Source organism: Maridesulfovibrio frigidus DSM 17176, assembly GCF_000711735.1.
Classification (GTDB): domain Bacteria; phylum Desulfobacterota; class Desulfovibrionia; order Desulfovibrionales; family Desulfovibrionaceae; genus Maridesulfovibrio; species Maridesulfovibrio frigidus.
Genome location: NZ_JONL01000008.1, coordinates 12,889 through 35,544, shown reverse-complemented (window position 1 = coordinate 35,544; position 22,656 = coordinate 12,889). Strand labels below are relative to the sequence as shown.

General features: G+C 42.7%; 23 protein-coding genes. 10 read left to right on the top strand and 13 right to left on the bottom strand.

Annotation, left to right across the window (positions count from 1 at the left end; genetic code table 11):
- Positions 1–203 precede the first annotated feature (203 nt).
- The 3 genes from dapF to BR06_RS0115060 all read right to left on the bottom strand — a co-directional run bounded on the left by dapF (position 204) and on the right by BR06_RS0115060 (position 3,702).
- Positions 204–1,052: a diaminopimelate epimerase gene (dapF, locus tag BR06_RS0115070; protein WP_031484515.1), complete on the bottom strand. Its 849-nt coding sequence runs from the start codon at positions 1,050–1,052 to the stop codon at positions 204–206.
- A gap of 83 nt (positions 1,053–1,135) precedes the next feature.
- Positions 1,136–1,807 (bottom strand): queuosine precursor transporter, encoded by a 672-nt coding sequence (locus tag BR06_RS0115065; RefSeq protein ID WP_031484513.1) that lies wholly within the window; start codon positions 1,805–1,807, stop codon positions 1,136–1,138.
- 419 nt (positions 1,808–2,226) lie between these two features.
- Positions 2,227–3,702, bottom strand: a complete 1,476-nt coding sequence (locus BR06_RS0115060; protein WP_031484511.1) for a GGDEF domain-containing protein — start codon at positions 3,700–3,702, stop codon at positions 2,227–2,229.
- A gap of 354 nt (positions 3,703–4,056) precedes the next feature.
- On the opposite strand from BR06_RS0115060, the gene BR06_RS0115050 reads away from it, so the two are divergent.
- The 4 genes from BR06_RS0115050 (at position 4,057) to BR06_RS0115035 (ending at position 8,276) form a co-directional block, all read left to right on the top strand.
- Positions 4,057–5,715 (top strand): glycosyltransferase family 4 protein, encoded by a 1,659-nt coding sequence (locus tag BR06_RS0115050; RefSeq protein WP_031484508.1) that lies wholly within the window; start codon positions 4,057–4,059, stop codon positions 5,713–5,715.
- Positions 5,716–6,804, top strand: a complete 1,089-nt coding sequence (locus BR06_RS0115045) for a glycosyltransferase (RefSeq protein ID WP_031484505.1) — start codon at positions 5,716–5,718, stop codon at positions 6,802–6,804.
- Between the two features lie 212 nt (positions 6,805–7,016).
- Complete coding sequence (locus BR06_RS0115040) at positions 7,017–7,988, top strand: chemotaxis protein (RefSeq protein WP_031484502.1); 972 nt, start codon at positions 7,017–7,019, stop codon at positions 7,986–7,988.
- 42 nt (positions 7,989–8,030) lie between these two features.
- A complete protein-coding gene (locus BR06_RS0115035; protein WP_084154176.1) occupies positions 8,031–8,276 on the top strand; it encodes a tautomerase family protein in 246 nt (81 codons plus the stop codon).
- A 30-nt stretch (positions 8,277–8,306) separates the two neighbouring features.
- On the opposite strand, the gene BR06_RS0115030 is transcribed toward BR06_RS0115035, so the two are convergent.
- Together BR06_RS0115030 and BR06_RS0115025 are read right to left on the bottom strand one after the other, a co-directional pair.
- Positions 8,307–9,053 carry a polyphenol oxidase family protein gene (locus BR06_RS0115030; RefSeq protein ID WP_031484500.1) on the bottom strand — a complete coding sequence of 249 codons (747 nt, stop codon included), beginning with the start codon at positions 9,051–9,053 and terminating at the stop codon, positions 8,307–8,309.
- The gene (locus tag BR06_RS0115025; RefSeq protein WP_031484499.1) at positions 9,041–9,625 is read right to left on the bottom strand and encodes a 5-formyltetrahydrofolate cyclo-ligase; all 585 of its coding nucleotides are present in this window, start codon (positions 9,623–9,625) and stop codon (positions 9,041–9,043) included. Before BR06_RS0115025 ends, BR06_RS0115030 begins: the two co-directional genes overlap by 13 nt.
- 268 nt (positions 9,626–9,893) lie before the next feature.
- On the opposite strand from BR06_RS0115025, the gene BR06_RS0115020 reads away from it, so the two are divergent.
- From BR06_RS0115020 to BR06_RS0115010, 3 genes are all read left to right on the top strand, one after another.
- Positions 9,894–10,565: a metallophosphoesterase family protein gene (locus BR06_RS0115020; RefSeq protein ID WP_084154173.1), complete on the top strand. Its 672-nt coding sequence runs from the start codon at positions 9,894–9,896 to the stop codon at positions 10,563–10,565.
- 5 nt (positions 10,566–10,570) lie between these two features.
- A complete protein-coding gene (locus BR06_RS0115015; RefSeq protein WP_031484497.1) occupies positions 10,571–11,041 on the top strand; it encodes a 23S rRNA (pseudouridine(1915)-N(3))-methyltransferase RlmH in 471 nt (156 codons plus the stop codon).
- A gap of 213 nt (positions 11,042–11,254) precedes the next feature.
- Positions 11,255–11,473 carry a hypothetical protein gene (locus BR06_RS0115010; protein WP_031484496.1) on the top strand — a complete coding sequence of 73 codons (219 nt, stop codon included), beginning with the start codon at positions 11,255–11,257 and terminating at the stop codon, positions 11,471–11,473.
- Here BR06_RS0115010 and rsmG read toward each other — a convergent pair.
- Genes rsmG through BR06_RS0114995 form a run of 3 tightly spaced genes read right to left on the bottom strand, consistent with a single transcriptional unit; the run spans position 11,443 to position 14,087 of the window.
- On the bottom strand, positions 11,443–12,132 hold the full coding sequence (gene rsmG, locus BR06_RS0115005) for a 16S rRNA (guanine(527)-N(7))-methyltransferase RsmG (RefSeq protein WP_031484495.1): 690 nt from the start codon (positions 12,130–12,132) through the stop codon (positions 11,443–11,445). The two genes, BR06_RS0115010 and rsmG, sit on opposite strands and share 31 nt — an antisense overlap.
- Before the next feature lie 42 nt (positions 12,133–12,174).
- Positions 12,175–13,572 (bottom strand): MFS transporter, encoded by a 1,398-nt coding sequence (locus BR06_RS19360; RefSeq protein ID WP_235727739.1) that lies wholly within the window; start codon positions 13,570–13,572, stop codon positions 12,175–12,177.
- Between the two features lie 59 nt (positions 13,573–13,631).
- Entirely contained in the window at positions 13,632–14,087 is a 456-nt protein-coding gene (locus BR06_RS0114995; RefSeq protein WP_031484494.1) for a MarR family winged helix-turn-helix transcriptional regulator, read from the bottom strand.
- 206 nt (positions 14,088–14,293) lie between these two features.
- On the opposite strand from BR06_RS0114995, the gene BR06_RS0114990 reads away from it, so the two are divergent.
- Together BR06_RS0114990 and BR06_RS0114985 are read left to right on the top strand one after the other, a co-directional pair.
- A complete protein-coding gene (locus BR06_RS0114990; protein WP_031484492.1) occupies positions 14,294–15,457 on the top strand; it encodes a lysylphosphatidylglycerol synthase domain-containing protein in 1,164 nt (387 codons plus the stop codon).
- An 85-nt stretch (positions 15,458–15,542) separates the two neighbouring features.
- Complete coding sequence (locus BR06_RS0114985) at positions 15,543–17,018, top strand: sigma-54-dependent transcriptional regulator (RefSeq protein ID WP_031484490.1); 1,476 nt, start codon at positions 15,543–15,545, stop codon at positions 17,016–17,018.
- Positions 17,019–17,110: 92 nt separating this feature from the next.
- Here BR06_RS0114985 and BR06_RS0114980 read toward each other — a convergent pair whose 3' ends face one another.
- The 5 genes from BR06_RS0114980 to BR06_RS0114960 all read right to left on the bottom strand — a co-directional run bounded on the left by BR06_RS0114980 (position 17,111) and on the right by BR06_RS0114960 (position 19,847).
- Positions 17,111–17,740 carry a redox-sensing transcriptional repressor Rex gene (locus BR06_RS0114980; RefSeq protein ID WP_031484488.1) on the bottom strand — a complete coding sequence of 210 codons (630 nt, stop codon included), beginning with the start codon at positions 17,738–17,740 and terminating at the stop codon, positions 17,111–17,113.
- 348 nt (positions 17,741–18,088) lie between these two features.
- Positions 18,089–18,412, bottom strand: coding sequence for an ATP synthase F0 subunit C (gene atpE, locus BR06_RS0114975; protein ID WP_031484485.1), 324 nt, complete (start codon positions 18,410–18,412; stop codon positions 18,089–18,091).
- A 76-nt stretch (positions 18,413–18,488) separates the two neighbouring features.
- Positions 18,489–19,175 (bottom strand): F0F1 ATP synthase subunit A, encoded by a 687-nt coding sequence (atpB, locus tag BR06_RS0114970; RefSeq protein WP_031484483.1) that lies wholly within the window; start codon positions 19,173–19,175, stop codon positions 18,489–18,491.
- Positions 19,176–19,180: 5 nt separating this feature from the next.
- Positions 19,181–19,600, bottom strand: a complete 420-nt coding sequence (locus BR06_RS0114965; RefSeq protein ID WP_031484481.1) for an ATP synthase subunit I — start codon at positions 19,598–19,600, stop codon at positions 19,181–19,183.
- Positions 19,587–19,847, bottom strand: coding sequence for an AtpZ/AtpI family protein (locus BR06_RS0114960; RefSeq protein ID WP_031484479.1), 261 nt, complete (start codon positions 19,845–19,847; stop codon positions 19,587–19,589). Before BR06_RS0114960 ends, BR06_RS0114965 begins: the two co-directional genes overlap by 14 nt.
- A gap of 384 nt (positions 19,848–20,231) precedes the next feature.
- Between BR06_RS0114960 and BR06_RS0114955 the strand changes: the two genes are divergently transcribed.
- Positions 20,232–22,646 (top strand): Lon protease family protein, encoded by a 2,415-nt coding sequence (locus BR06_RS0114955; RefSeq protein WP_031484476.1) that lies wholly within the window; start codon positions 20,232–20,234, stop codon positions 22,644–22,646.
- The last annotated feature ends 10 nt before the right edge of the window (positions 22,647–22,656 follow it).

The following is a 22,656-nucleotide window of genomic DNA, read 5'->3' as shown; positions in this document are numbered from 1 at the left end:
AAGAATAATTCCTGCTTGGCAAGAACAATCATTATCACATTAATCACAACAACTGCGTAAACAAGGCTATACAGCTAATACATAAGTGTTGCAAGCATAGATTTCATCTATTCGTAATTATATTCCAATTTAGTATGGAATTATGGCAAAAAAAGAGGCCAGAGCATATCTGCAAAGGCCTATCTTATTTAATAAAAAGTGATTTAGAAATCAATATTGAGTGATTCAACAAATAATTCACCCGAAAAAGTAAGCTCAGCTCCGCCTTGGAGGAAAACTTTTTCACCCTCGATGATAACTTTAAGAATTTCACCACCTGAAGTTCTAATGCGAACAGCAGCATCAGTAAGACCAAGCCTATTCAAAGCGACCTGAACAGCGCTTACACCAGTTCCGCAAGCATAGGTTTCATCTTCTACTCCGCGCTCGTAAGTTCGAACAATAAGACTGTCATTGTCGTCTATCTGCACGAAATTAACATTACTGCCCGCAGGCGCAAAGTCACTATGAAACCTAAATGCGCTTCCCAGCTTCTTAATATCAACAGCTTCAACATCCGCGACCTGCACAACAACATGGGGAACCCCGGTGTTGGCAAAATGGTATTCATATGTTTCGTCATCAATTTCGAGCGACTGCTTAAGCTTCACGTCAACAGGATTAGTAAGCTGTACTTTGACTTCTTCCTGAAGGGGAAAAACCTGAACGTTGATAGGGCCAGCATCTGAACCGAATACGTGTTGTTCTCCGGCGATACCGAGAGCATGAGCAAGACGACCTACGCAACGGGAAGCATTGCCGCACATTTCAGCGCGCGACCCATCGGAATTATAAAACTGCCATATGTAATCTAAATCAGACCCTTCGGGTGCATTTTCAATAAAAAATAGTCCGTCAGCATAAACACCAAAAGCACGCTGACAAATCTTTTCTGCCCATTCAGGCATTTTCTCAACAGGCACACCAAGCTCGCGATTATCGATTACAACAAAATCATTACCGCAACCCTGCATTTTATAAAAAGGAACGCTTTTCCCAAGCATCTGACTCATATGGACTCCCCTGAATTATGTTTAATTTGAACCATCATTATTAAACGCATAACAAACTTCGTCAACCCTGCGAATGGCACGCCCTATTCAGGGCAGCGAATCTTACGAGCTAAGTACAAGAATGGAGTATCCATCACAGCAACAATTACTTTAAATAAATAGGTGGTGAAGAATATTTCGAGCCACACTTCGAAGGGAAATAGTCCCCATAAAGCAATCACACAGAAAACACCCGAATCAAGAAGCTGACTCACAAGCGTGCTGGCATTGTTTCTAAGCCATAAATGGCGATCTCCGAACTTCTCTTTAAGTTTATGAAAAACATATACATCATGAAGCTGAGAAACAAGATATGCGCACAAACTACCGAGGGCTATGCGTGGAAGAAATCCGAAAATTGCCTCAAGATGCGGCTGAGCAAAATCATCGGCAGCGGGTGTAAACATCAGAGCCAGTTGCATATAAACAACGGCCATCACGAGAATAAGAAATCCTAAATAAACTGCTTTTTTAGCCTCTTTCTTACCATGAAATTCACTCAGCATATCAGTTGAAAGAAACACACTGGCATATAGAATATTTCCAAGGGTAGTTGTCATCCCGAAAAGTTCGATAGTTTTCAAAACCTGAATATTACAGAGTATGAGGTTAAAAACTATCAAACCAAGCAATCCGGTTTTACCAAAAAATTTGTAAACGACCAAAACAAGACTTAAATCTAATAAAGCGAAGCCAATCCAAAGTAATTCATTCATCAGTTTGATTCTCCCTCAGCAGCGACATTGAAAACAGTCAAAGCGCTATCCGTTGAAATAATTAATGCATCATGCAGTACTGACACTGCAGATGCCTACATATAATATGTAACTCAAAAACCACTACCCTAAAAAACAATACGGGAATTGGTGGCTTTTGCACCATTCTGCCTTTAGGTCAAGCGGACACCAACTAGCAAATAGGCCGAATATATCAGCAACCAGAATAGAATCAGAATATTAAGTTATTAACATAAGACACTTACCAAGATTGAGCGCCTTGCAAAAAAGCATATCTACAGATCTAATTCCCTTTTTTACATTTGCGCCGCAAAAAACAAAAAAAAGGCGGTGCGACAATTCGCACCGCCCTAAGCAGAAAACCCAACAGCACCTATAGCATTCGGAAAACCTGAAAACTATACTATCCTTAGACGCGCTACAGGGGCGTTAACTTCAACCCTGTTACGTCCTAGCTCCTTAGCCTTATAAAGGGCCTCGTCAGCCTTGAGGACTAATTCAGAATCCTTTTCGAGACAGCCCGGACATACAGACGAAACTCCGATACTGGCAGTGACCTTAAAATCAACGGTCTGATATGTCATTGTGCAGGATTCTATCTTCGCTCTAATTCGCTCAGCAAGCATTTCGGCCTGTTCAGCATTGGTGTGTGGGAGCAGAATCACGAATTCTTCCCCACCATAACGAGCTATAAAATCGGTTGTTCTAAATGTTTCTTCAAACATTCTTGCAACAGTTTCAAGAACCATGTCGCCCGCCATATGCCCATAAGTATCATTAACATCCTTGAAAAGATCGAGGTCGATCATTAGTAGTGATAGGTCCATGCTGTGTCTCTGGTGCCGTCTAAGCTCTTCAGTCAGACGTTCATCGAAACTGCGGCGGTTGAAAACTCTGGTAAGTCCGTCACGATCAGCACGGGTCTTAATCTTTGTGAACATCAAAGCGTTATTAAGCGCTAGCGACAAATGATTCACCGCAGCATTGAGAGTGTTTACCTGATCCTTTGCAAGCCTTACAGACTTATCACAAAGCATGATCAGACAACCGAACTTCTCTCCACGTGAAATAAGCGGAAGTGCGAGAACTCTTCCGCCTGTAGGACCATAGCACATGGCTGCGTCCCCGGCCGGAATAGTTTCAGAAAGATTGTAACCGGCGACATCTGTGCCGCTCAGTTCCTTTACATTTTCAATCATAAAATCAGTCCATTCATTCTGAATTTCAGGAATGAGTCCCGGATTGAGAAAAATTTCAGCTTCAGCCTGCTTTTCTGTTGAGGCTACATCCCAGAAAACGCCCTGTACAGATAGAACCGGAAGAAGAAGCTTTAAATCTTCAGCCGCCTGTCCAAGAATATCGCCTACCTCCAAACGCTCAGTAGCATTAGAAAGCACAGTATTCAGGAACATCAACTGTTCAGTCTTACGTGAAAGAAGCTCACGTTCCATAATGATCTCTTCAGTCATCCTGTAAAGATCACCATAGAGACCAGCCACTTCCTTTGCTCTGAAAAGTGCATCTTGAACCTTGGAACTGGTAAGTGGAGCGCTGACAACAGCGAGAAATCCATCTTCAAGAACGGACTCGAGATCAACATTTTTCTCGTTTTCGTCCTGTATAAGGATACGCTGTGTAGATTCCTGCTTACGGTAGGTTGCGCGACGTGTTTCGGAAAGTTCATTCCAAACCCTGAGCGGAATCCATGTGGCGGAAGGCTTTTCAGGGTGACGAAGTTCCTTAGCACCGGGAAGTGATCTTTCCGAAAAATTTCTTAAGAAAAATCCGGGCCCCAGTGAATCCTCAATCTTATCGGCTTCTATAGTATTTAGACCGAACCCCCAAAGTAGCTCTGGTCTGTCTCCCCTATTCATATCAAATCTCCTTGTGCAATCAACGTACTGTTAAAAAAGGTTTTCTAACCCCATTGCTGCAAATTAAAGACCAAAGACTTTACACTCGGTAAAAAACAGTTCCTGAAATCCCATCGAACGCAGTACAAGCACTGAGACAGAAGAAACAAAACCTTATCTTTTAAGTCGCTTATAGACTCAGAAGAGCACAAAAGCGTTCGTGTTATAATCTTTATGCCAGATAAACAGGGGGGATTATGGGACACCTAAAACAGATCAAATATGGCAAAGAGTGCCGGGTTTCCGTCACAATACCAATTACGATGGCAATAAAATCCTTTGACAAAACAGGCCCAAATATGGCTTGAAATATGTATGAAAACTCAAAGAATATGGGGAACTTTGGACCCCTTTTATGAAACAGGGCCGATACTTGGAAGAAAAGTCGCAAACATTGGATTTTTAAACGGATTGCTGACCGAGGACCCTTTTGACGAATATCATTTCTTTCTCAGCGGCGGAAACAGCCGTGAGGAGTTATCTGGATTCATATCTAATAACTTTCTGAAATTATTAGAGAAGGACAAGGTCAAAATTTTGGATAGGCGGGATTTACCAGACTACATCAGTAAGCATGAATACTTTTGTTTTCACCAGTCCGATTGCATCGTCTACCCCCCTCATCTGGCACGTGTCAGAAATAAATTTGCGAAAAACATCTTTCCAATCACCGGCACCACCCATTCTTTGAGTTACAGCAACTACGGTTCCGCTTTCCTTAATCATATATGGAAGGGAACCACCGCCCGCGATTGCATTGTTGCAACTTCAACTCCCGGCACTCAGGTTGTAGAAAAATATTTTCAGCACCTGCGAGAAGGGTTTGAGCTGGATGAAGAAAAATTTCCTTCCCCGCAAATTAAAAAAATTCCTTTGGGGATAAATCCATTAGCACTTGTTCCGCCGACTCCACAGCAAAAGGCTGACGCACTAGATAATCTAGGCTTAAACACTCCTGAAAACCGTGTTAACATCTTAGTTTTCGGTCGAATTGCCCATTACTCTAAGATGGATATTTTGCCTCTACTACGTGCTATGCAGCGCGTATTCTCAGCTGGAATCGCCCGGGAAGATGTAAGAGTTATTCTTGCTGGATGGATGGATGATGGAGATGATTTTCCCAACACTTTGAAGGAGCTCAGCCGTAATATGGGTCTTGAATTATCCATTTTTGCGCGTCCGACTGATCATCAGAAAATTGACCTCTACCGAGGTTCAGATATTTTCGTCTCCATTTCAGACAATCCGCAGGAAACTTTCGGTCTCACCATACTTGAGGCCGGAGCAATGGGCTTGCCAATCGTAGCTTCTGATTACGACGGCTATAAAGATTTAGTAGTCCACAATGAAACAGGACTTTTAATCGAAACAATCGGTGCGGCGGAAACTCCTGTTGTAGACCTAATGGCGCCTCTATGCTTTGACAATCAATACCACCTGCTCCTTGCTCAGCAAACAGCAGTAAGCACACCGAAGCTGGCCAAGGGACTTGAAACGCTGATTAAGGATCGTGAGCGAAGAGAGTCTATGGGGAAATCAGGAGCGGAAAGAGTCCGCGATAAATTTACGTGGCAGGAAGTCATCCGTCAGCACATTGCGCTATGGGAAGAACTGAGCACCACCCCGGTAGAAACTGAAGGGCTTGCTGACATTCTCCACCCTGCACAGGTAAGATTCGGAGAATTGTTCTCTCATTATCCGACATCCGCAATCAGCGCGGATACAATGGTTGTGACAGGCTCTACAGGCCTTGCAATATATCATGAGAAAGAATTCCCTCTCATATATAAAGGAGTTGAAAGATCGCTTAAACAGGAAGTTGTTAGGAAAATGGCTTTTTTTGCCCGCAAACCTATTACAACTTCTGAGCTAATCGCCAAAATTCAGTCCATGGCTCAAGAGCTAACCAGCCGAGAAGCTGAATTTCATATTTTATGGGGTTTGAAACATGATATTCTAGAAAAGGCGTGCTAGATGCGAACAATCATCCACCACACCGCATTAAAAAAAAGCGGAGGAGCAACACGCGTCGCTCTAATCATATATGAAGGACTAAAAGAAGCTGGCTATAAAACGCAGCATTCATTCGAAGCGTCCGAAGAGCCGGGTGACCAGCTCATATCTCCTGCGCAAGCGGCAAAAAACATCCCACCTAATTCCATAGTTCACTTTCACTCCTCAGCCAATCCCACTGAATTTCTTGCTGCGCTTCCTGATCAGGTGAAAATTGTTATTACCATGCATGACTCGCAATTAATTACCGGAGGATGCACACACCCTCTTGATTGCACTCATTTTGAGAAAAAATGTAAATGCCCGTGCCCACGCGGGTTTGCTGACTCCGAAAACATTCGCCAAGAAAGCATAGATATTATCACAAAGCGGAAGGCCTTTTTAATATCTCCTTCCAAATGGCTTGCAAACCAGACCAAAATTGCCGAGCCAAAATTGTCTGTTAAAATTATACCTAATGGAATTCCCTGGCCTGAAAATATCGGAAACAAGAAGCAGAGCAGAGAAAAAATTGGACTGCACCCCACATCCAAAGTGGTCCTTTTTATTGCTCACGGGGGAGAAAGCGCAGCTTACAAATCTGGACCGGTTTGGAAAAAATATTGGGCAGGTATAAAAAAGAATGTTCCAGAGGCTATAGGATTTGCCATAGGGGGCGATAAGAATTTACGGGAGGGCGATTTTATCGCGATCCCATATGTAGACAGGGAAACGCTCAGCGAATTCATGACCGCGGCAGATGTGCTTGCATACCCAACCCTTGCAGATAACCATCCATTGGTAACTCTTGAAGCAATGTCTAAGGGACTTGCAGCAGTAAGCTTCGCTGTTGGAGGGGTTCCAGAGCAAATCACTGATGGTATAAATGGTCTTCTGGTTGCACCTTTTAATAAGAATAGTTTTATTGAAAAAACATCATCATTACTACTAAAACAGAGACTTGCACGGGAGCTTGGTGAAATCGCTTTCCAAACGGGGAAAAAGAAATTTAATTCATATATAATGTTAAAAAGCTATAAAAAAAGGTATCATCAACTAGACCTAATTTAGCCTATTATGTTATTATTTTGCTTAGAATTGCAATATGGAGCTTAATTGGGTTGACAATTCTACCATTTCAACTTGATTTAAGGGTCTATGTTTCATTATTTTATTTAAAAAGACCTTTCACAAACAAAGTTTTCGAGCTAATATTACACGGAATAAAACAAACCTGTTTATTTGCAAGCTGACTTCACATATTTTTCCGGGGAGGATTAAAAATGTCCCAAACGAATATTCTTCTTGAATCAGGCACTAATGAGCTTGAAATTGTTGAATTTTTCATTGATGAATCTGATAGTGTAAAGGGATCAACTACAAGACGTAATTACTACGGAATTAACGTAGCTAAAGTAGTTGAAATTATTAGACTGCCTGTACTTACAGATATGCCCGATGCTGCAAGTGATGCGGTCTTGGGAGCTTTTGATCTCAGATCTGAAATCATTCCTCTGATTGATCTTAGCAGCAGAGTTGGTAAAAACAGAGTTGAAGAAGAAGCCCCTAAAGTAATCGTCACGGAATTCAATAAAATTTCAACGGCATTTCTGGTTTCTGGCGTAACACGAATTCACCGCATCAGCTGGGAAGATGTAGAGGCTCCAAGCAGACAGGTTTCATCACTTACAGCCAATTCAATAACAGGAGTGGTTAAACTTGAAGGACGAATTGTTTTCTTGCTTGATCTGGAAAAAATAGTCGCAGACCTTAACCCTGGCATGGACCTTACAGATGCTCCTGATGCTACTTTAGTTGCTAAAATTGAAAAGCAGCAGCTTAAAGCCATCATTGCAGATGACTCTACCATGATTCGCCGCATGATCGGACAAATGCTCGAAGATGCAGGCTTCAAGGTAACAAGAGCCCACAATGGTAAATCTGCGTGGGATAAAATTACCGAAATGCGTAAGAAAGCAAAGGCAGAGGGAAAAACCATTGATGACTACCTCGATATTGTTGTTACAGATATCGAAATGCCTGTCATGGACGGTCACAACCTTACCAAAAGAATCAAAGGAGATCCTGAACTAAGACATCTTCCGGTTCTCCTCTGTTCTTCTATCATCACAGACACACTCTTCCATAAGGGAGTAACTGTAGGTGCTGACGACCAGATTTCAAAAGCAGAAATAAACCAGCTCGCAGAAAGGGTTTTCAAGCTGATTGAAAAAAAACACGCTGAGAACGCCTAAAAGCAATTGCTTTACATTCCAAAACATAAACCCCTTTGACGCATGCGCCAAAGGGGTTTTCTTTATGAGGAGAACAGTATGCCCTACGTTAACATTCGCATTACTAAAGACGGCGCTACCAAAGAACAAAAAGCTAAACTTATTAAAGGCGTCACAGACCTGCTAGTTGAGACTCTTGGTAAAAACCCAGCCACTACAGTAGTCACAATCGACGAAGTTGAAACTGAAAACTGGGGCATTGGCGGCGTTCCCGTTTCAGAGCTTCGCAAGCAAGCTAAAAAAAAGTAGATCAATTAAAAACAGATGGTTTAATCCAGACTACTTTATCCAGATTACGGAGACTTGTCGTCCAGATTTTTTCTTACGCCTGTATGAAAAGAATGTTTCATTCATACAATAAGTACACATGTCTATTCCAAAAATATTACGAGGCTTAAGCCCTGCTCCGGCTAGTTGATCATGAGTCAGCTTCCATAAATCTACTGTTTTTGTCTCGTCATCAAAATAGCTATCATGTCCCGGTTCAAAATCTGAGCTGAAATTTACAAATTCCGAAAGAGCCGGACTTAGGCTTGGCCCGCGCACTGCCAAAAGATCCTTTGGAGAACATCCGTAATGATCACAGATGCGCGCAACGCTTTTACCCGGATAGTTAATAGAATTCCCCCTCCAACCATTGTGCAAAGCTGCAATGAAATCCCCATTTTTATGAGCAATCAATATGGGCTGGCAGTCGGCAGTTTTTATAACCAGACCGTGTCCACGAAGCGCAGTAGTAAAACCGTCACCTTCCAGCTCAGCAACTTCTTCCGCAGATTGAGGCTTAGGCTCAAAGTGTAAAATATCGCCATGAACCTGCATACATTCATGCCAGTGACTCAGCCCTAGAGATGCGGCAAGAGCCGTTCTATTTGCACGGACAGCATACGGGTCATCACCTACGTCAAAAGAAATATTACCTTGATCAAAAGGAGGTTCGCATACCCCTCCCATTCTGGTTGTAAACGCACATGAAACATTCTCAATTCCCGGAAATACAAATGGAATATACTCTATTTTGGACATATAATTTCCTTGTCAGTACAGATAGAATGCACTGGTTTATCCCAGTCTTCCGCTACAATTTCATCAACAATTTGAAATGAATAACAAACTCCAACGGACAAGAACCCATCCTTTTGGGGCCGAGCAAGAAAGCGGTCATAATACCCCCCCCCAAACCCAATTCGATACCCTTTATGATCAAAGCCGACGCCCGGGATTATCATAATATCAGGAGATACAGCGTCTGGAAATTCACAGCGGGATCGACAAGGTTCCTTTATTCCGAATGATCCGTGCAAAAGATCCTCTTCCGCCCGCACGACTCCGAAATCCATAATACCGGGCTCTTCCCGTCTGCAACAAGGCATAAAGACTTTCTTCCCCATGTCCCAAGCATCGCGAAGAAGTGGCCTGACATCCACTTCATTTTTAATGGGCCAATAAAGCAGAACCTCCTGCGCATCCCGCCACTTTGCAAGAGACTGCACATGAGAGACAATAGAGCTACTCATACCCCCAACATCATCTGCTGAAAGCTCCCCCCTACGCTTAAGCAATCCTTGTCTAATTTCGCTCTTATCCAAATCTATCACCCTTATTTATCGCAATTAACTGCATCGTATCTATTTAGAAATCGTTAATCCTGTACTCTACTAAAATCCCATGCTGTAAGCTTTGCCACTCTGCAAAGAACTTATCATCCCTTATGCGAACGCATCAAGCGGATATCCGAGCACTAGCAGGATTGGTTTTTGAACTCTTTAATGCTATTAAATCTGTCCTTGAAGCGACTATTTCAAATGAAAATACATTTAACTGTTTTTTCAGCTGTGACCATATCTCAAAACAGCGGGAGACGATATGCCTGATAACAATATGCACTGGATAGCTTTCGGTGACATTCACCAAAGCCTAAACTTTGTTTCATTGATTCCTGAGTTATCCGAAGCAGATGGCGTCATAATTACCGGAGATTTAACGAACCACTCTCCACAAGGCGCTATAGAGAAAGTTTGGAATTCTATTTACGACAAAAATACAAATATCCTTGCTCAGGCAGGGAATATGGATCGCAACAACGTCACAGCTTTTCTCGCTGACAAAAAAGCGAACCTTCATCTTGAAGCTAGAGAACTTGCTGACGGAATCAAAATTATGGGAGTCGGATTTTCCATCCCTACGCCTTTTGGAACTCCCGGCGAAGTAAGCGAAGAGCAGCTTGCAAAATGGCTGGACGAGACTTTTGAAAAGGTTGGAGATTATGATCAGCTGATCCTTGCAGTGCATGATTCACCATACGACACAAAACTGGACATGATTTCAAACGGAATGCATGTTGGCAGCCGTGCTATTCGCGCATTCATTGAGAAGGTACAGCCGGATCTGGTTTTGAGCGGACATATTCATGAGTCGCGCGGTGAAGATATGATCGGGAAATCACGAATTTTTAATCCGGGCATGGCCTCAGGCGGCGGATATGTATCCATCACATTAAAAGATGGCAAGCTCGACGCAACCCTAAAAGGTAGTTAGCTTTTATGAGTAAGTTAAGATTTATATGGGTGGGCAAATTAAAGGAACCTTTCTTTAGAGATGCGGCCGCTCACTACTCAAAAAAACTTGGCAGATTTCACAAACTTGATGAAACAATTTTAAAAGATGCCCCCGGAAAACTTCCGCCCGAAGACAAAGTTTTGCGTGAAGGAAAATCCATCATTACCAAAATACGCCCTTCAGATATGGTCATATGCCTTGACGAAACTGGCATAGAACTTACTTCAGTCCAGCTATCTAAAAAGCTGCAAATTTGGACAGAAGATCCGAACCTGACCCCATGTTTCATAATAGGCGGTCCTTTCGGGCTTTCCGATGAAGTGAAAAATGTGGCACGCGTCAAACTTTCGCTCAGTAAAATGACTTTGCCACACGAGTTGGCGCGCACAATGCTGCTTGAGCAATTATACCGAGCTGCATCTATTTTACGGGGTTCTCCTTATCACCATGTTTAGTATTTTTATATAAATAGTGCCCAGTTAGGCCTCCGGTGGCTAAAGGGCTATGCCCTTTAGCCACCCTATTTGTTAGAGGGGAAGGGAGCTATTTGAATATTTGGCGTGAGTTATCGTAGCTTAGACAAATCTAAGTGCAGATTAAGTATTGATTTAGCGCAAATGAGGCGTAAATTAAGCGCTACTTTAAGCGTGAACTAAAAAGGATACGTTATGATCAAACCAGAATATCTTGAAAAACTCGAAAACTACATGACTTCCGGTGACATGCAGTTTGAATTTGATAATGGAACAGAAGAGAAACGCTTTGAAATTTTAGACTTCCTTGAAAAACTTATGGATGTCGCCGAGATAGCTGACGAACATGCCACAAAGCTTATATTCAAGGGCGGTATGATGGGTCAGGTTGCGGAAGATAATGACCAGAGATAGTGCATTCTCTTTCCAGCCTTATATTCCATTGAAGATTCTAAATTGAAGCCAAGAGATTTTATTTTTCCCTCTTTCGGAGCGCAATTATTTGATAAAATTATCACGCGGCCATTTTCTACAAGCATTGGCTTCACGAATGGCAGAAGTTCTTTCCAAGGCATAAAAGCTTTGCTTAAAATAATATCTGCGGGAAAAGATTCACTTGGTAAAGCTTCTGCTCTGCCATGAAAAACTTCGGTTCTTGGCAACTTCATCACCTGAAGTGCTGTGCGCATGAATATTGTGCGTTTTTGACGCGACTCCACGAGGTTATAATTTCCGCTCTGCCATAAAGTTCTTAGCGGTATACCCGGAAGTCCAGCTCCCGCACCAAGGTCAAGCGTGTTCGGATTGTCAGGTAGATCCAGCGAATTTAGGAAGTCGGCCAGATACAAGCTATCAATTATTAGTGAATGAAATATTTCCTCCCAACCCTTGGGACCTACCAGATTCATAGCCTTATTCCACTTCACAAGAAGAGTCAGGTAATACGCAAGTACTCGAGCCTGATCAGATGCGGCCTTAAACCCATCTTCAAGACTTGTGTTATCTTCAAGCCTTCTCTTGGCTTTAATTGAAGCCCCTAAAATTTCAGAGCCGCTAACATTATGTGATACCATTTAATTCTCCTTTTTGATGTCCGCAGACTGCACATAATATTCTCACTTGGCAACCTCTGTTTTTCCATAAAAACGTCTGTAAACTTGACGCATTGAAATTACTACGCCTATCACGCACAGTCCTGAAAGAGTCATCAAAGAGTAATGCATCACTTTCATATATTGAACCGCAGACCCTGGCGAAACAATCACATCTCCCATGAATACGGAAAGGAAAATAGCAATAATTACCATACTAGCGACCATTCCGATTGTCCTCAAAGCGCCGGTAATTGCCGAAGCAAATCCGAACCGCGAAGGCGGCACACTGCCCATCAGAATAATCATATTAGGTGCAGAAAATAGTGCAAAACCAACTCCTAGCACTACAAACATCGTATATAAATACGTCAGTGATGTTTCAGACCCAACACAGGCTCCCATTATCGATCCGGCGGTACAAACAATCATACCCGACATGGCAATAATGCGCGGATAAAAGCGATCGGCAAGCCGGCCACAAAGGGGGGATAACACGGCCTGAACGATAGGTTGGGCAACAAGTACAACGCCCGCTTCGTGTGGTGTCATTGCCTTCACACTCTGCAAGTATAGACTAAACAAAAAAACAATTCCAAACGTACCTGCATAGCTGATGAACTGTACAAAAGCAGCATCCGAGAAATCTTTTCTTTCTTTAAAAAGAGACAACTCTACGAGCGGGAATTTTGCTTTTCCCTGCATAAATATGAATATGGCAAAACCCACAAGACCAGATAGAAGCAGCGCCACTCCGGGCCAGCCAGCGCTAAGGTTCGTTCCACCAAAGACCAGTGCGGCTACCGAGAAAATAACCATAATACTACCGGAATAATCAAACTTCTCATCCGAAGAGCAGAATTTTTCCTTCAAATTTCGGTAAGCAACAATATAACTTATTCCAAGGGGGATCGTCCCAAGGAAGAAAAGCCAGCGCCATCCCATATGAGTTGTCACCAAACCACCCAAATAAGGGCCGACGGACAAGCCGATATATACAGCGGCTACAGCAAGCCCCATAGCTCTTCCTCTTTCCTTTGGGGGAACAGAGTCTGTAAGTAGCGCCATGTTAGTTGCGATTGCGAGTGCGCCTGAAATCCCCTGCCCTAAGCGCAAGAAAATAACAGTATTAATATCCTGTGAGAAACCGAGCAGAAGCGTAAATATAGCGTATAAAAGTACACCGAGCCTGAACACAGGCTGCCTGCCGTGCATGTCAGAGTATCGCCCGAATGGAAGAAGAAGCGCTGCAACTCCGCCAATATATATTGATTCAACAAGGCTTAAATCAATGCCCGTCGCACCAAATTCTCGACCTATTGCAGGTAGAGCAACACCTACAGCCGAAAACATAAACGGCATTGTAAACTGAGTCACAGATACAGCCAGAATTACAGCTCTTTTTTTAGTATCATCTATCATAATACACCTTTCTTTCGTCATATATCCACATTCAATAATATCAAATTAACCCTTAACTGCTAGAGAATATCCCATACAGATGGAAGGCCTAACGTACCGCGCCCGGTATCAATCATTCTTCGCAAGAAGCTCATTAATAGAACCTTTTCATCTTCACTCAACTCGGACATCATTAACTGATTTGCCGCCTGTAATGCTTGATGAAGATCTTCTTCTATCTCTTGCGCTTTTTCTGTTGGGTAAACTAATTTTTCGCGCCTGTTTTCAGGATTTTCTTCTCTATATAAAAAATTGTTTTTGACTAGTTTTGCTATGGCCCTAGCAGTTGCGGCTTTATCCACACTCACAACTTGTGAAATCTGATCCTGATTGCGTCCGGGATGCCTAAGTGCCTGCATTATGAACCCTATCTGGCCGTAGGTAATACCTATTTCATTCAGCTTATCTGCTAAAATAGCTTTATGCAGACGGACCATTTGTGCATTCATAAACCCAAAAGATGCATGTTTACTCATATTCTCCCCATTTAATCACATAGAATTAGCCACAAACAACCATTGACTAGTCAACTGTTGACATAACAACTATCATTAGAATAGGACCAACGTCAACAACGCTTACCAACTTATTTGGGCTTTTTGTTGCTTATGGAGTTTAAAATTTGTAAGAAGTTCTCAACAGAATTGAATAATCTTACCATATAAAATTTAGAGCAATATAATTGAATTATCCTGATCCTAAGACATCCCGCGCTAAGGCGGTGCTCTCAACCGCTGGTAAATCCATTCTTGCCATCGGCCTGATTGTTTGGCTTATTAAATCGGGCAGCATTCGCTTTGAATACCTATATGTACCCTTTAGCAAAGTGCCTGCCCTGCTTGCGGGAAGCATGATAACTCTCATAGCTATGTCGCTGGGAGCAGTGCGTTACAAAGAGTTATTACGAGGAGTGGGCTCACCGCTCGGCTTATTTAAATCCATCAAAATCACCTCAATTATGTATTTCTTTTCACAGTGCGTGCTTGGCCCTGCAAGTGGAGATTTTGCGCGGTATTTCTATACAGTTAAAGAAACCAAAAAAGGAGCGCATGCCGGAGCTGCCATTTTAGCTGATCGCATTATCGGAACCATGGGGTTAATTGGTTTATGTGGGCTTGGGATGATTTTAAACTTGTCTCTGGTTGAATCTTCGTCGGACCTTCGTACCATAGCGGTTCCAATGCTTGGGTTTCTCTGCGGCCTATGGCTGTCACTTTTCATGGGAGGTGTTTCGCTAATAAAAGGAAGAACCGCCGCTCTTTTGATCGGTATGCCCATTTATATATACAGTTTTTATCTCTGCATCGGTGCACAGACCTCCTTTTTAGCGGAACAAATCGGACCAGTTATTTTTGCAGCGTCCACATGCTCGATTCTTTCAGCTTTAATTGCACCGGAATTTTTGGAAAATGGGATTATTTTTAAAAAGCTATTTAGCAATACAAAGATAGGATCGCGCATAGGTGAGCTTGTGTCTGCACTACTCGTTTTCAGAAACTGCCCACTACTTTTATTAAAAATCATTCTCATAACAGCAGTTCAGCACATGCTATACGTCTTATCATTATTCATTTTTTCTCAAACTCAAAACCTTCCTGCAATACCAGATTTCAGTGAAGTCTTTTTTGCCGCACCATTTTCATTTCTTGCAGGAATAATCCCTTCTCCTGCAGCCGGACTCGGTATAAACGAAGCGGCCTTTGAAACACTACTAGCCCTCGTATCAAACGGGATTATTACAGCCGGCGCGTCCATCTACCTGATGATGCGACTATGGATGACTCTTTTCAGCTTATTGGGATTACCCTTCATACTTCGTAACAAAGGGAAAAAGGTTGCAAGCTAATGACTCATATGCTCAGGTACTACAATGTATCTAGTATAGCTCCAGACTTTTTTATACAATTCTCGAACCAGCACAAAGAAATAATATGGCTAACGTATTAATAATTGATGACGATCCACATATTAGTGATTTACTTTGCGTACTTGCCGACCATCTAGGGCATAACGGTGAATATGCCCTAACACTTAAAGAAGGTCTATCGCTAGCAAGAGAAGAACGCTTTGATGTGGTTTTTCTAGATGTGGTCCTTCCTGATGGGAATGGTCTTGATGCCCTGCCGGAACTTCAGCAACTGGCGAATACTCCTGAGGTGGTTATTATTACCGGTAAAGGAAACACAATAGGAGCTGAGCTAGCCATTAATTCCGGAGCATGGGATTATATAAGTAAACCGGCTTCAACCGAGCAATATTTGCTACACATGCAAAGAGTGCTACAGTATAGATCGGAAAAGCAGGCTTCACACCCTAAGCTTGGACATCACAATATCGTTGGACGTTCAAAATCCATTACCAGGTGCTTAAATCAGGCAGCAAAAGTTGCAGAAAAGCACATCAGTGTTTCACTATTTGGTGAGACCGGAACAGGAAAAGAGCTTTTTGCTAAGGCCGTTCACGACAACAGCCTCAGACGCAAAGGCCCTTTCATCGCTGTCGACTGCGCTACAATTCCTGAGAAGCTAGTTGAAAGCACCCTTTTTGGCACTAAAATCCATGATCTCACAGGTGGAAGCACTACATCTGAAGGCCTTATTGCCAAGGCTGATGGTGGAACACTCTTTTTAGATGAAGTTGGCGAGTTATCTTTAGCTCTTCAAAAAACTCTCCTTAGAGTACTGCAAGAGCACACATTCCGCCCGGTAGGATCTCATAACGAAGTCAAGAGTGATTTCAGGCTTGTTACTTCTACAAACCTTGATCTGGATGCATTAGTTCAGACGGGAAGATTCAGACAGGACCTCCTATACCGCTTGCAGGCCTACACAATAGAACTGCCTTCACTTAGGCAGCGTAAAGAAGATATACCTGAGCTCACAAGATATTTTTTCAACAAACTCAGTATTGATTCTGATGCACCGCCGATTTCAATCTCTGAAGATTTTATGATATCTCTTGCAGCTCACTCATGGCCAGGAAATATTCGGGAACTTTTTAATGTTCTCGAGCAAATATTTACGACGCACTCTGAGTCCAGCGAATTCATCCCTATTCACCTTCCAGTGAGGATTCGCGTTGCAGCAGCACAGCATTCTATGCTCCCTGAAACACAAAACAAAACGGTTTTAACAATCATTCAGGGTAATAAATCTGACGTTAAAAAAAACTCAACTAAAACGGTTGATTTGCCCCGATCAGAGTTGCTCGATACCAATGAATTTCCAGAGCTTAAAACCTACAGAGAACAAGCGCTTGAGCAGGCCGAAAAGCTATATCTGGAAAGTCTTTTTTTACATTGCAAAGGCAACATTAACCAAGCGGCCAAGATCTCTGGTCTTTCAAATTCTCGCATTTACGCTTTGCTAAAAAAATACGAAATCAAGAAGACTTATTTCAGTACTTAGACCGATTTTATTTCACGAAAAAAAGATCCTTCAGAGCAAATGCTTTGAAGGATCTTTTTTTTCGTGAAATTAGTAATTGTTGAACGAAGTAGTTAAGTTGCTGAACTGATATTAAATGCTACAGAATAAAAATGATGTGTAAAGTCGACATATTCAACAGTTATGTCTTTAGGCACCTGAATACGCGCTTGCGCAAAATTTACGATTCCCTTTATCCCGCCTTCGACGAGATAATTAGCCGCTCTCTGGGCTCTTTCAGGTGGAGTGGTGATAATTCCTACCTCTAGACCGAACTCATCTACCCGAGTCTTTAACTGACGGGTACAAACAACTTCTAGACCAGAAACAATTTCACCTATTTTATATGGATCGCAATCAAATGCAGCTCTAATGGAAAATCCGCGTAATGCGAACTCCTTGTGCCTGAGTAAAGCCCGTCCAAGGTTGCCAACTCCTACCAGAGCGCATCCCCAAACCCGGTCGACACCAAGTGAGTGTTTAATAGAAGAGATCAGCTCATGCACATAATAACCAACACCGCGCACGCCGAACTCACCGAAATATGCTAAATCTTTGCGAATTTGAGAAGGATTAACAGAGCATGCACGAGCAAGCTTTTCAGATGAAATAACTTCAACGCCATCTCTCTTGAGACCAGTAAGAACTTGGATGTATACAGCTAAACGCTTAATGGTCGCTTTAGGGATATTCTGGGTTTTCACGATAGGTACCTGTTTTTCCATGTCCTGCCTTAGCCATGAAAAATAAAAGATTGGAAATAACAGGCCGTTAATAACGACCCTTTAGCAGTAAATTTTCGCAAGACTGCCTTCTAACTAGCCATTAGTTAAACACTACGACAATCACAACCAGTCATCAGAAAAAGCTATAACTATGTAAACAAGCCCACTTACACCCCAAAACCTTGTTTACTATTAATCACTGAGATACCGCACCTTATAAGCTGTAATCTAGCTAGATACCTGAAAACTATGTGAAAAAATTAACATATAAAAACCGAAAAAAAGGAGACCCGAAGGCCTCCTTTAAATATTTCCAAATCCTAAAAACTAGCCTACGAGTGGGTTAGCGAAAAGAAGGATGAGGTTAACAACGAGAGCGTAAATAGCGAGTGATTCGATGAATGCAAGACCAAGAATCAAAGTAACTGTGATTTTACCACCAGCTTCTGGGTTACGTGCAGTTCCTTCACAAGCAGCTTTAAGACCAAGACCCTGACCGATACCACAACCAGCAGCAGCGATTGCCATACCGATAGCAGTAGCAGTAGCAGTTGCAGCAGCAACTTCAGGAGCAACGCCAGAAGCGAATGCTGCACTTGCAGCGAGAACGAGAGCCATTGTGTTTACAACAACGAGTAGTGCTTTACGCATAATAAGAAACCTCCAAAAAAGTACGTTTATTTAAGTAGTCGTTAGACCATTTCCCCAATATAAGTGCTCACTAATTCTAATGAGCGTGTTCCAGAGAGCCCTTCAAGTAAATCATGGTAAGCATGAAGAAGATGAATGCCTGGATTACCTTAGCGAGCATGAACAAGAAGTACATGGGCAAGGTAGAGAAGACAGGAGCAAGCATGAACAAGAGTACGAGAACAATTTCTTCACCGCGGATATTACCGAACAAACGTAAGGTAAGTGAAAGCGGGCGAGAAATGTGCGAAACTACTTCGATGATAAACATCAGAGGAGCAAGCGCTGGAACCGGCCCAAAGAAATGCTTGATGTATCCAGCACCGTGCTGCTTGATACCAATGTAATTGTAGTAAAGGAAAGTACAAACAGCCATTGCCGCATTGGTGTTGATGTTCGCTGTAGGAGCATCACAACCGGGAACAAGGCCTAAAAGGTTCATAACAAGAATGTATACAAACAAAGTACACATGAAAGGAAATACTGTGCGTCCACCCTCACCGATGTTCGCAACAACAAAGTCTTCAAGTCCGCCGACAATTATCTCGACTAGATTTTGAAGCCCCCCCGGAACCAGACTAAGTTTTCTGGAAACGAGAAATCCGATAGTAAACAGAATAAGCATTGCTACCCATGTATACCATACATGAATGGGAATGTGAGTCCCCAAAGCATTGTTCAACTCTGTCATAAAAATTAATGGATGTGGTAATCCTGCAGCCATGATCCTTATGCCTCCTTCGCTTTTTGCCGAAATCCGGCAACGCCCCAAAATATTGCATTCACCACTACGGTACTAAGCCCGGCCAAAAGTGCAGTAATTGAACACTGCCCCCAAACAATAAGTCCGTATATGACCAGACCGGATAAGATCATCCGACCGTAGAAACGAATCAGCAAGGAAACAACAGCTCCCTTGCGCATATACGCCAGATGCTGACCAAATTTAGCCAGCGACCAGAAATTGAACGTAGTCAGAACCGCTCCAGCTGCCAAAGCCAGTGCCCATGGGGCAAACCCGAAGGCTATAGCAGCAAAAAAACATGTTCCAGCAGCAAGATACACTTGATTGCGTACCAGACTACGTACGTCCGGATGAGTAAAGCCTCGCCTGTGGAGGAATGATTCAACCTTCTTATTTATCTTCATTGTTAACTCCAGGACCTTTCCGCTGGTCCTTTCGCTGGATTTTTTGCACTTCGTCAAACACGTTCTTGAACCCTGCGCCAATCCCAACTAACAAAAAAATAAGAAGAAACCAAGGCTTCGTTCCCAACCATTTATCGAGATACCACCCGATAGCCATCCCAACGAAAGTAGAACAAACAAGATGAGTTCCGATTGTCGCGGCATTGCCGAGAAGATCAATAGCCTCTTTGTTTCCTTTAAAAAACACTTATGCCTACTTTTTTCCGAAACTTGAGATGTACTTATGACCGCAAACAAACATTGCGCAAACCTTCACAAGTGAGATTCGTCTAGCACAATCATTTGACGGGAGTCAACGAATTCTTTGTTAGAACTGATGTTTTTTAAAATAAATTTTATCAGTATTTTTAAATTTTTTGTACACCAAAACACCTACTTAAACATCTAATTATCCCAAAAACTCACATTATTATGTTCACTTCTATAACATTTTTTATAAAACCAGCCATTACACCTTGTCTAAAATTTCACATATCAACCGATTAAGCCAAGTGACAATTCTCCCGTAACCAAGTAAACATACTTATATGAGCTCTTGCTCAAGATATGAATATAAAGGAAAAATATAAATATGACTGCAAAACAACTATCCCCTTCCAAGCTTAGATCAAAACTTGATCCAGCAAAAATTCAATTTGAAGATAGCTCTGCTATATCTACAAGTACTGGGGCATATGACCCCTTTCAGCCCAGAGCCCTTCAAGCTTTCCGTATGGCGCTTGCCATATCAGGAAGCTGTCACAACGTGTATCTTTCTGGAGAATCAAATCTGGGACGTAGCTATTTCGCACGTGAATATTTTGAACTGAGAGCAGCAAACCAGCCTGTCCCACCGGATCAGCTTTATCTGCATAATTTTTCCGATCAGGAAAAACCTCTCGCGATGTCCCTGCCGACAGGCAAAGGAAAGGATTTTAAAACAGCGCTATCTGATGCTGTTTCGCATATTAAAGAGAAACTTCCTTCGTGGTTTGAGCGCGAGCCGCACCTAAAAGCCCACGAACGCATATCCCGCACCTTTCAGGATGAACGCGATGATTTGTTTTCAGACATGGAAGAACTGGCGAAAGACAACGGTTTCAGCCTTGAAGTGGATGATCACGAGGGGCTCACCTTAATCCCGCTCATCGAAGGTAGAATCCTCAGTGATGAAGAATTCGAGCGTCTCGACCCTGATCTGCGCAAAACTCTACGTAATTCAGCGGATGATCTACTTGCTGAAGTTACTACAATCCTGCGCCAAATAAGCAAAAGTGAAGAAGGATTCCGTAAAGATGAGCGTAAACTTCATCAAGAATCCGCTAAAGAACTTCTGGCTGACTTGCTTGCCGACCTTCATAAAGATTTTGACCAGTTCGAAAAAGTGAAAGATTACCTGAAAGCAGTTGAAGAAGAATTACTCGACAATATTGACCTTTTCATGGCCAAAGAAGCCGCCCCTATAGCCTTGCCAGCGGGACTTCACATCCCTGAGTCGTCTCCTACTGATGAGCTGTTTGCTCGTTTTGAAGTAAACCTGTTGGTCGACAATAGTGAAACTAAAGGTGCGCCTGTAGTCATTGCAGATCACCCCACAGCGTTTAATCTACTTGGTAGCATCGACCGCGAATCAGAAATGGGTGCTTTGTACACCGATTTCACATTAATCCGCGCAGGAGCCATTCATAAGGCCAACCACGGCTATCTTATCATGTATGCCGAAGACATTCTTACTACTCCTTCATCATGGGAAGGACTGCTCAGAGCATTGCGAACAGGTCAGGCTAAGATTGAAGATCCGGGCGATGGCGAACAGATCAGAACTAAAACACTCGAACCGGAACCGATCCCGCTAGAGCTTACCGTTATTCTGATCGGTTCTGAAGAAACATACGAACTTTTGCTCTATAATGACGAAAGATTCGGTAAATATTTCAAACTAAAAGCTCATATGCAAATGACTGCAGAGAGAAACGCTGCGAATATTCGCCGTTTTGTAGAAGTCCTCGGTAAAGTTATTCAGGATACTGAGCTTCTTCCCTTCGGCAGAGAGTCTCTTGCTGGAATTGTGGATTTCTCCAGTAGACTCGCGGAAGATCAAAAACGACTTTCGCTGAGAATTCCGTTCATGAAAGAGATGATGGTAGAAGCTTCTGCCCTTGCTCGTCTCGACGGCAAAAAATCAGTTGACCTTGCTTCTTTAGATGAAGCTATTGCCATGCGCGATTACCGATCCAATCTTTACGAAGATGAATTCATGACCGAATACGACCGTGAAGTTATCAAGGTTGCGACATCAGGTGAGGCTGTTGGTAGAGCCAACGGATTATCTGTTACTATGTTCGGAGATTATGAATTCGGCCTGCCGCACCAGATTGCATGTACTGTCGGGGTTGGACACGGTGGAATTCTTGACCTTGAGCGTGAAGCCCGCATGGGTGGCCCTATTCACACGAAAGGTATGATGATCATCAAAAGCTACCTTGTCGGTCTTTTTGCTCAGAATAAACCAATTGTTATGACTGGTAGTCTCTGTTTCGAGCAAAGCTATGCAGGCATTGAGGGCGATTCCGCTTCAGGAGCCGAGCTGGCAACACTGCTTTCCGCTCTTTCCGGAGTTCCAATCCAATTTAAATATGCCTTCACCGGAGCAGTCAGCCAATCAGGATCAATCATGGCTGTTGGCGGTGTTAACCGTAAAATTGAAGGTTTTTATGAAGTATGTCGCCGTAGAGGTTTAAACGGTGAGCAAGGTGTGCTAATTCCTGCTGATAATGTTGTGAACCTCATGCTCAGACATGAAGTGGTTGAAGCTGTTGAGCAGGGCAAATTCCACATTTACCCAATCAAGACCATCGAAGAAGCGCTTTCAATTCTGACGGGCGTAAAAATCGGCAAAATAAATGGAAGCAGAAAGTTCCCATTGGGATCGCTCTACCGTAAAGCCGATGACAGACTCGCCGAGCTGGCTGAAATTGCCCGCGTGTCTGAATGTATTAAGATATAAATATTTAACA

Bases quoted from the DNA above. Each gene is read 5' to 3' on its own strand.
- BR06_RS0115045 (WP_031484505.1), top strand. From the start codon at position 5,716: ATGCGAACAATCATCCACCACACCGCATTAAAAAAAAGCGGAGGAGCA.
- BR06_RS0115015 (WP_031484497.1), top strand. From the start codon at position 10,571: ATGAGTAAGTTAAGATTTATATGGGTGGGCAAATTAAAGGAACCTTTC.
- BR06_RS0115050 (WP_031484508.1), top strand. From the start codon at position 4,057: ATGAAAACTCAAAGAATATGGGGAACTTTGGACCCCTTTTATGAAACA.
- BR06_RS0114995 (WP_031484494.1), bottom strand. From the start codon at position 14,087: ATGAGTAAACATGCATCTTTTGGGTTTATGAATGCACAAATGGTCCGT.
- BR06_RS0115010 (WP_031484496.1), top strand. From the start codon at position 11,255: ATGATCAAACCAGAATATCTTGAAAAACTCGAAAACTACATGACTTCC.
- atpB (WP_031484483.1), bottom strand. From the start codon at position 19,175: ATGGCTGCAGGATTACCACATCCATTAATTTTTATGACAGAGTTGAAC.
- atpE (WP_031484485.1), bottom strand. From the start codon at position 18,412: ATGCGTAAAGCACTACTCGTTGTTGTAAACACAATGGCTCTCGTTCTC.
- dapF (WP_031484515.1), bottom strand. From the start codon at position 1,052: ATGAGTCAGATGCTTGGGAAAAGCGTTCCTTTTTATAAAATGCAGGGT.
- BR06_RS0114965 (WP_031484481.1), bottom strand. From the start codon at position 19,600: ATGAAGATAAATAAGAAGGTTGAATCATTCCTCCACAGGCGAGGCTTT.
- BR06_RS0114955 (WP_031484476.1), top strand. From the start codon at position 20,232: ATGACTGCAAAACAACTATCCCCTTCCAAGCTTAGATCAAAACTTGAT.
- rsmG (WP_031484495.1), bottom strand. From the start codon at position 12,132: ATGGTATCACATAATGTTAGCGGCTCTGAAATTTTAGGGGCTTCAATT.
- BR06_RS0115060 (WP_031484511.1), bottom strand. From the start codon at position 3,702: ATGAATAGGGGAGACAGACCAGAGCTACTTTGGGGGTTCGGTCTAAAT.
- BR06_RS0115035 (WP_084154176.1), top strand. From the start codon at position 8,031: ATGCGCCAAAGGGGTTTTCTTTATGAGGAGAACAGTATGCCCTACGTT.
- BR06_RS0115020 (WP_084154173.1), top strand. From the start codon at position 9,894: ATGCCTGATAACAATATGCACTGGATAGCTTTCGGTGACATTCACCAA.
- BR06_RS0115040 (WP_031484502.1), top strand. From the start codon at position 7,017: ATGTCCCAAACGAATATTCTTCTTGAATCAGGCACTAATGAGCTTGAA.
- BR06_RS0114985 (WP_031484490.1), top strand. From the start codon at position 15,543: ATGGCTAACGTATTAATAATTGATGACGATCCACATATTAGTGATTTA.
- BR06_RS19360 (WP_235727739.1), bottom strand. From the start codon at position 13,572: ATGATAGATGATACTAAAAAAAGAGCTGTAATTCTGGCTGTATCTGTG.
- BR06_RS0115065 (WP_031484513.1), bottom strand. From the start codon at position 1,807: ATGAATGAATTACTTTGGATTGGCTTCGCTTTATTAGATTTAAGTCTT.
- BR06_RS0115030 (WP_031484500.1), bottom strand. From the start codon at position 9,053: ATGTCCAAAATAGAGTATATTCCATTTGTATTTCCGGGAATTGAGAAT.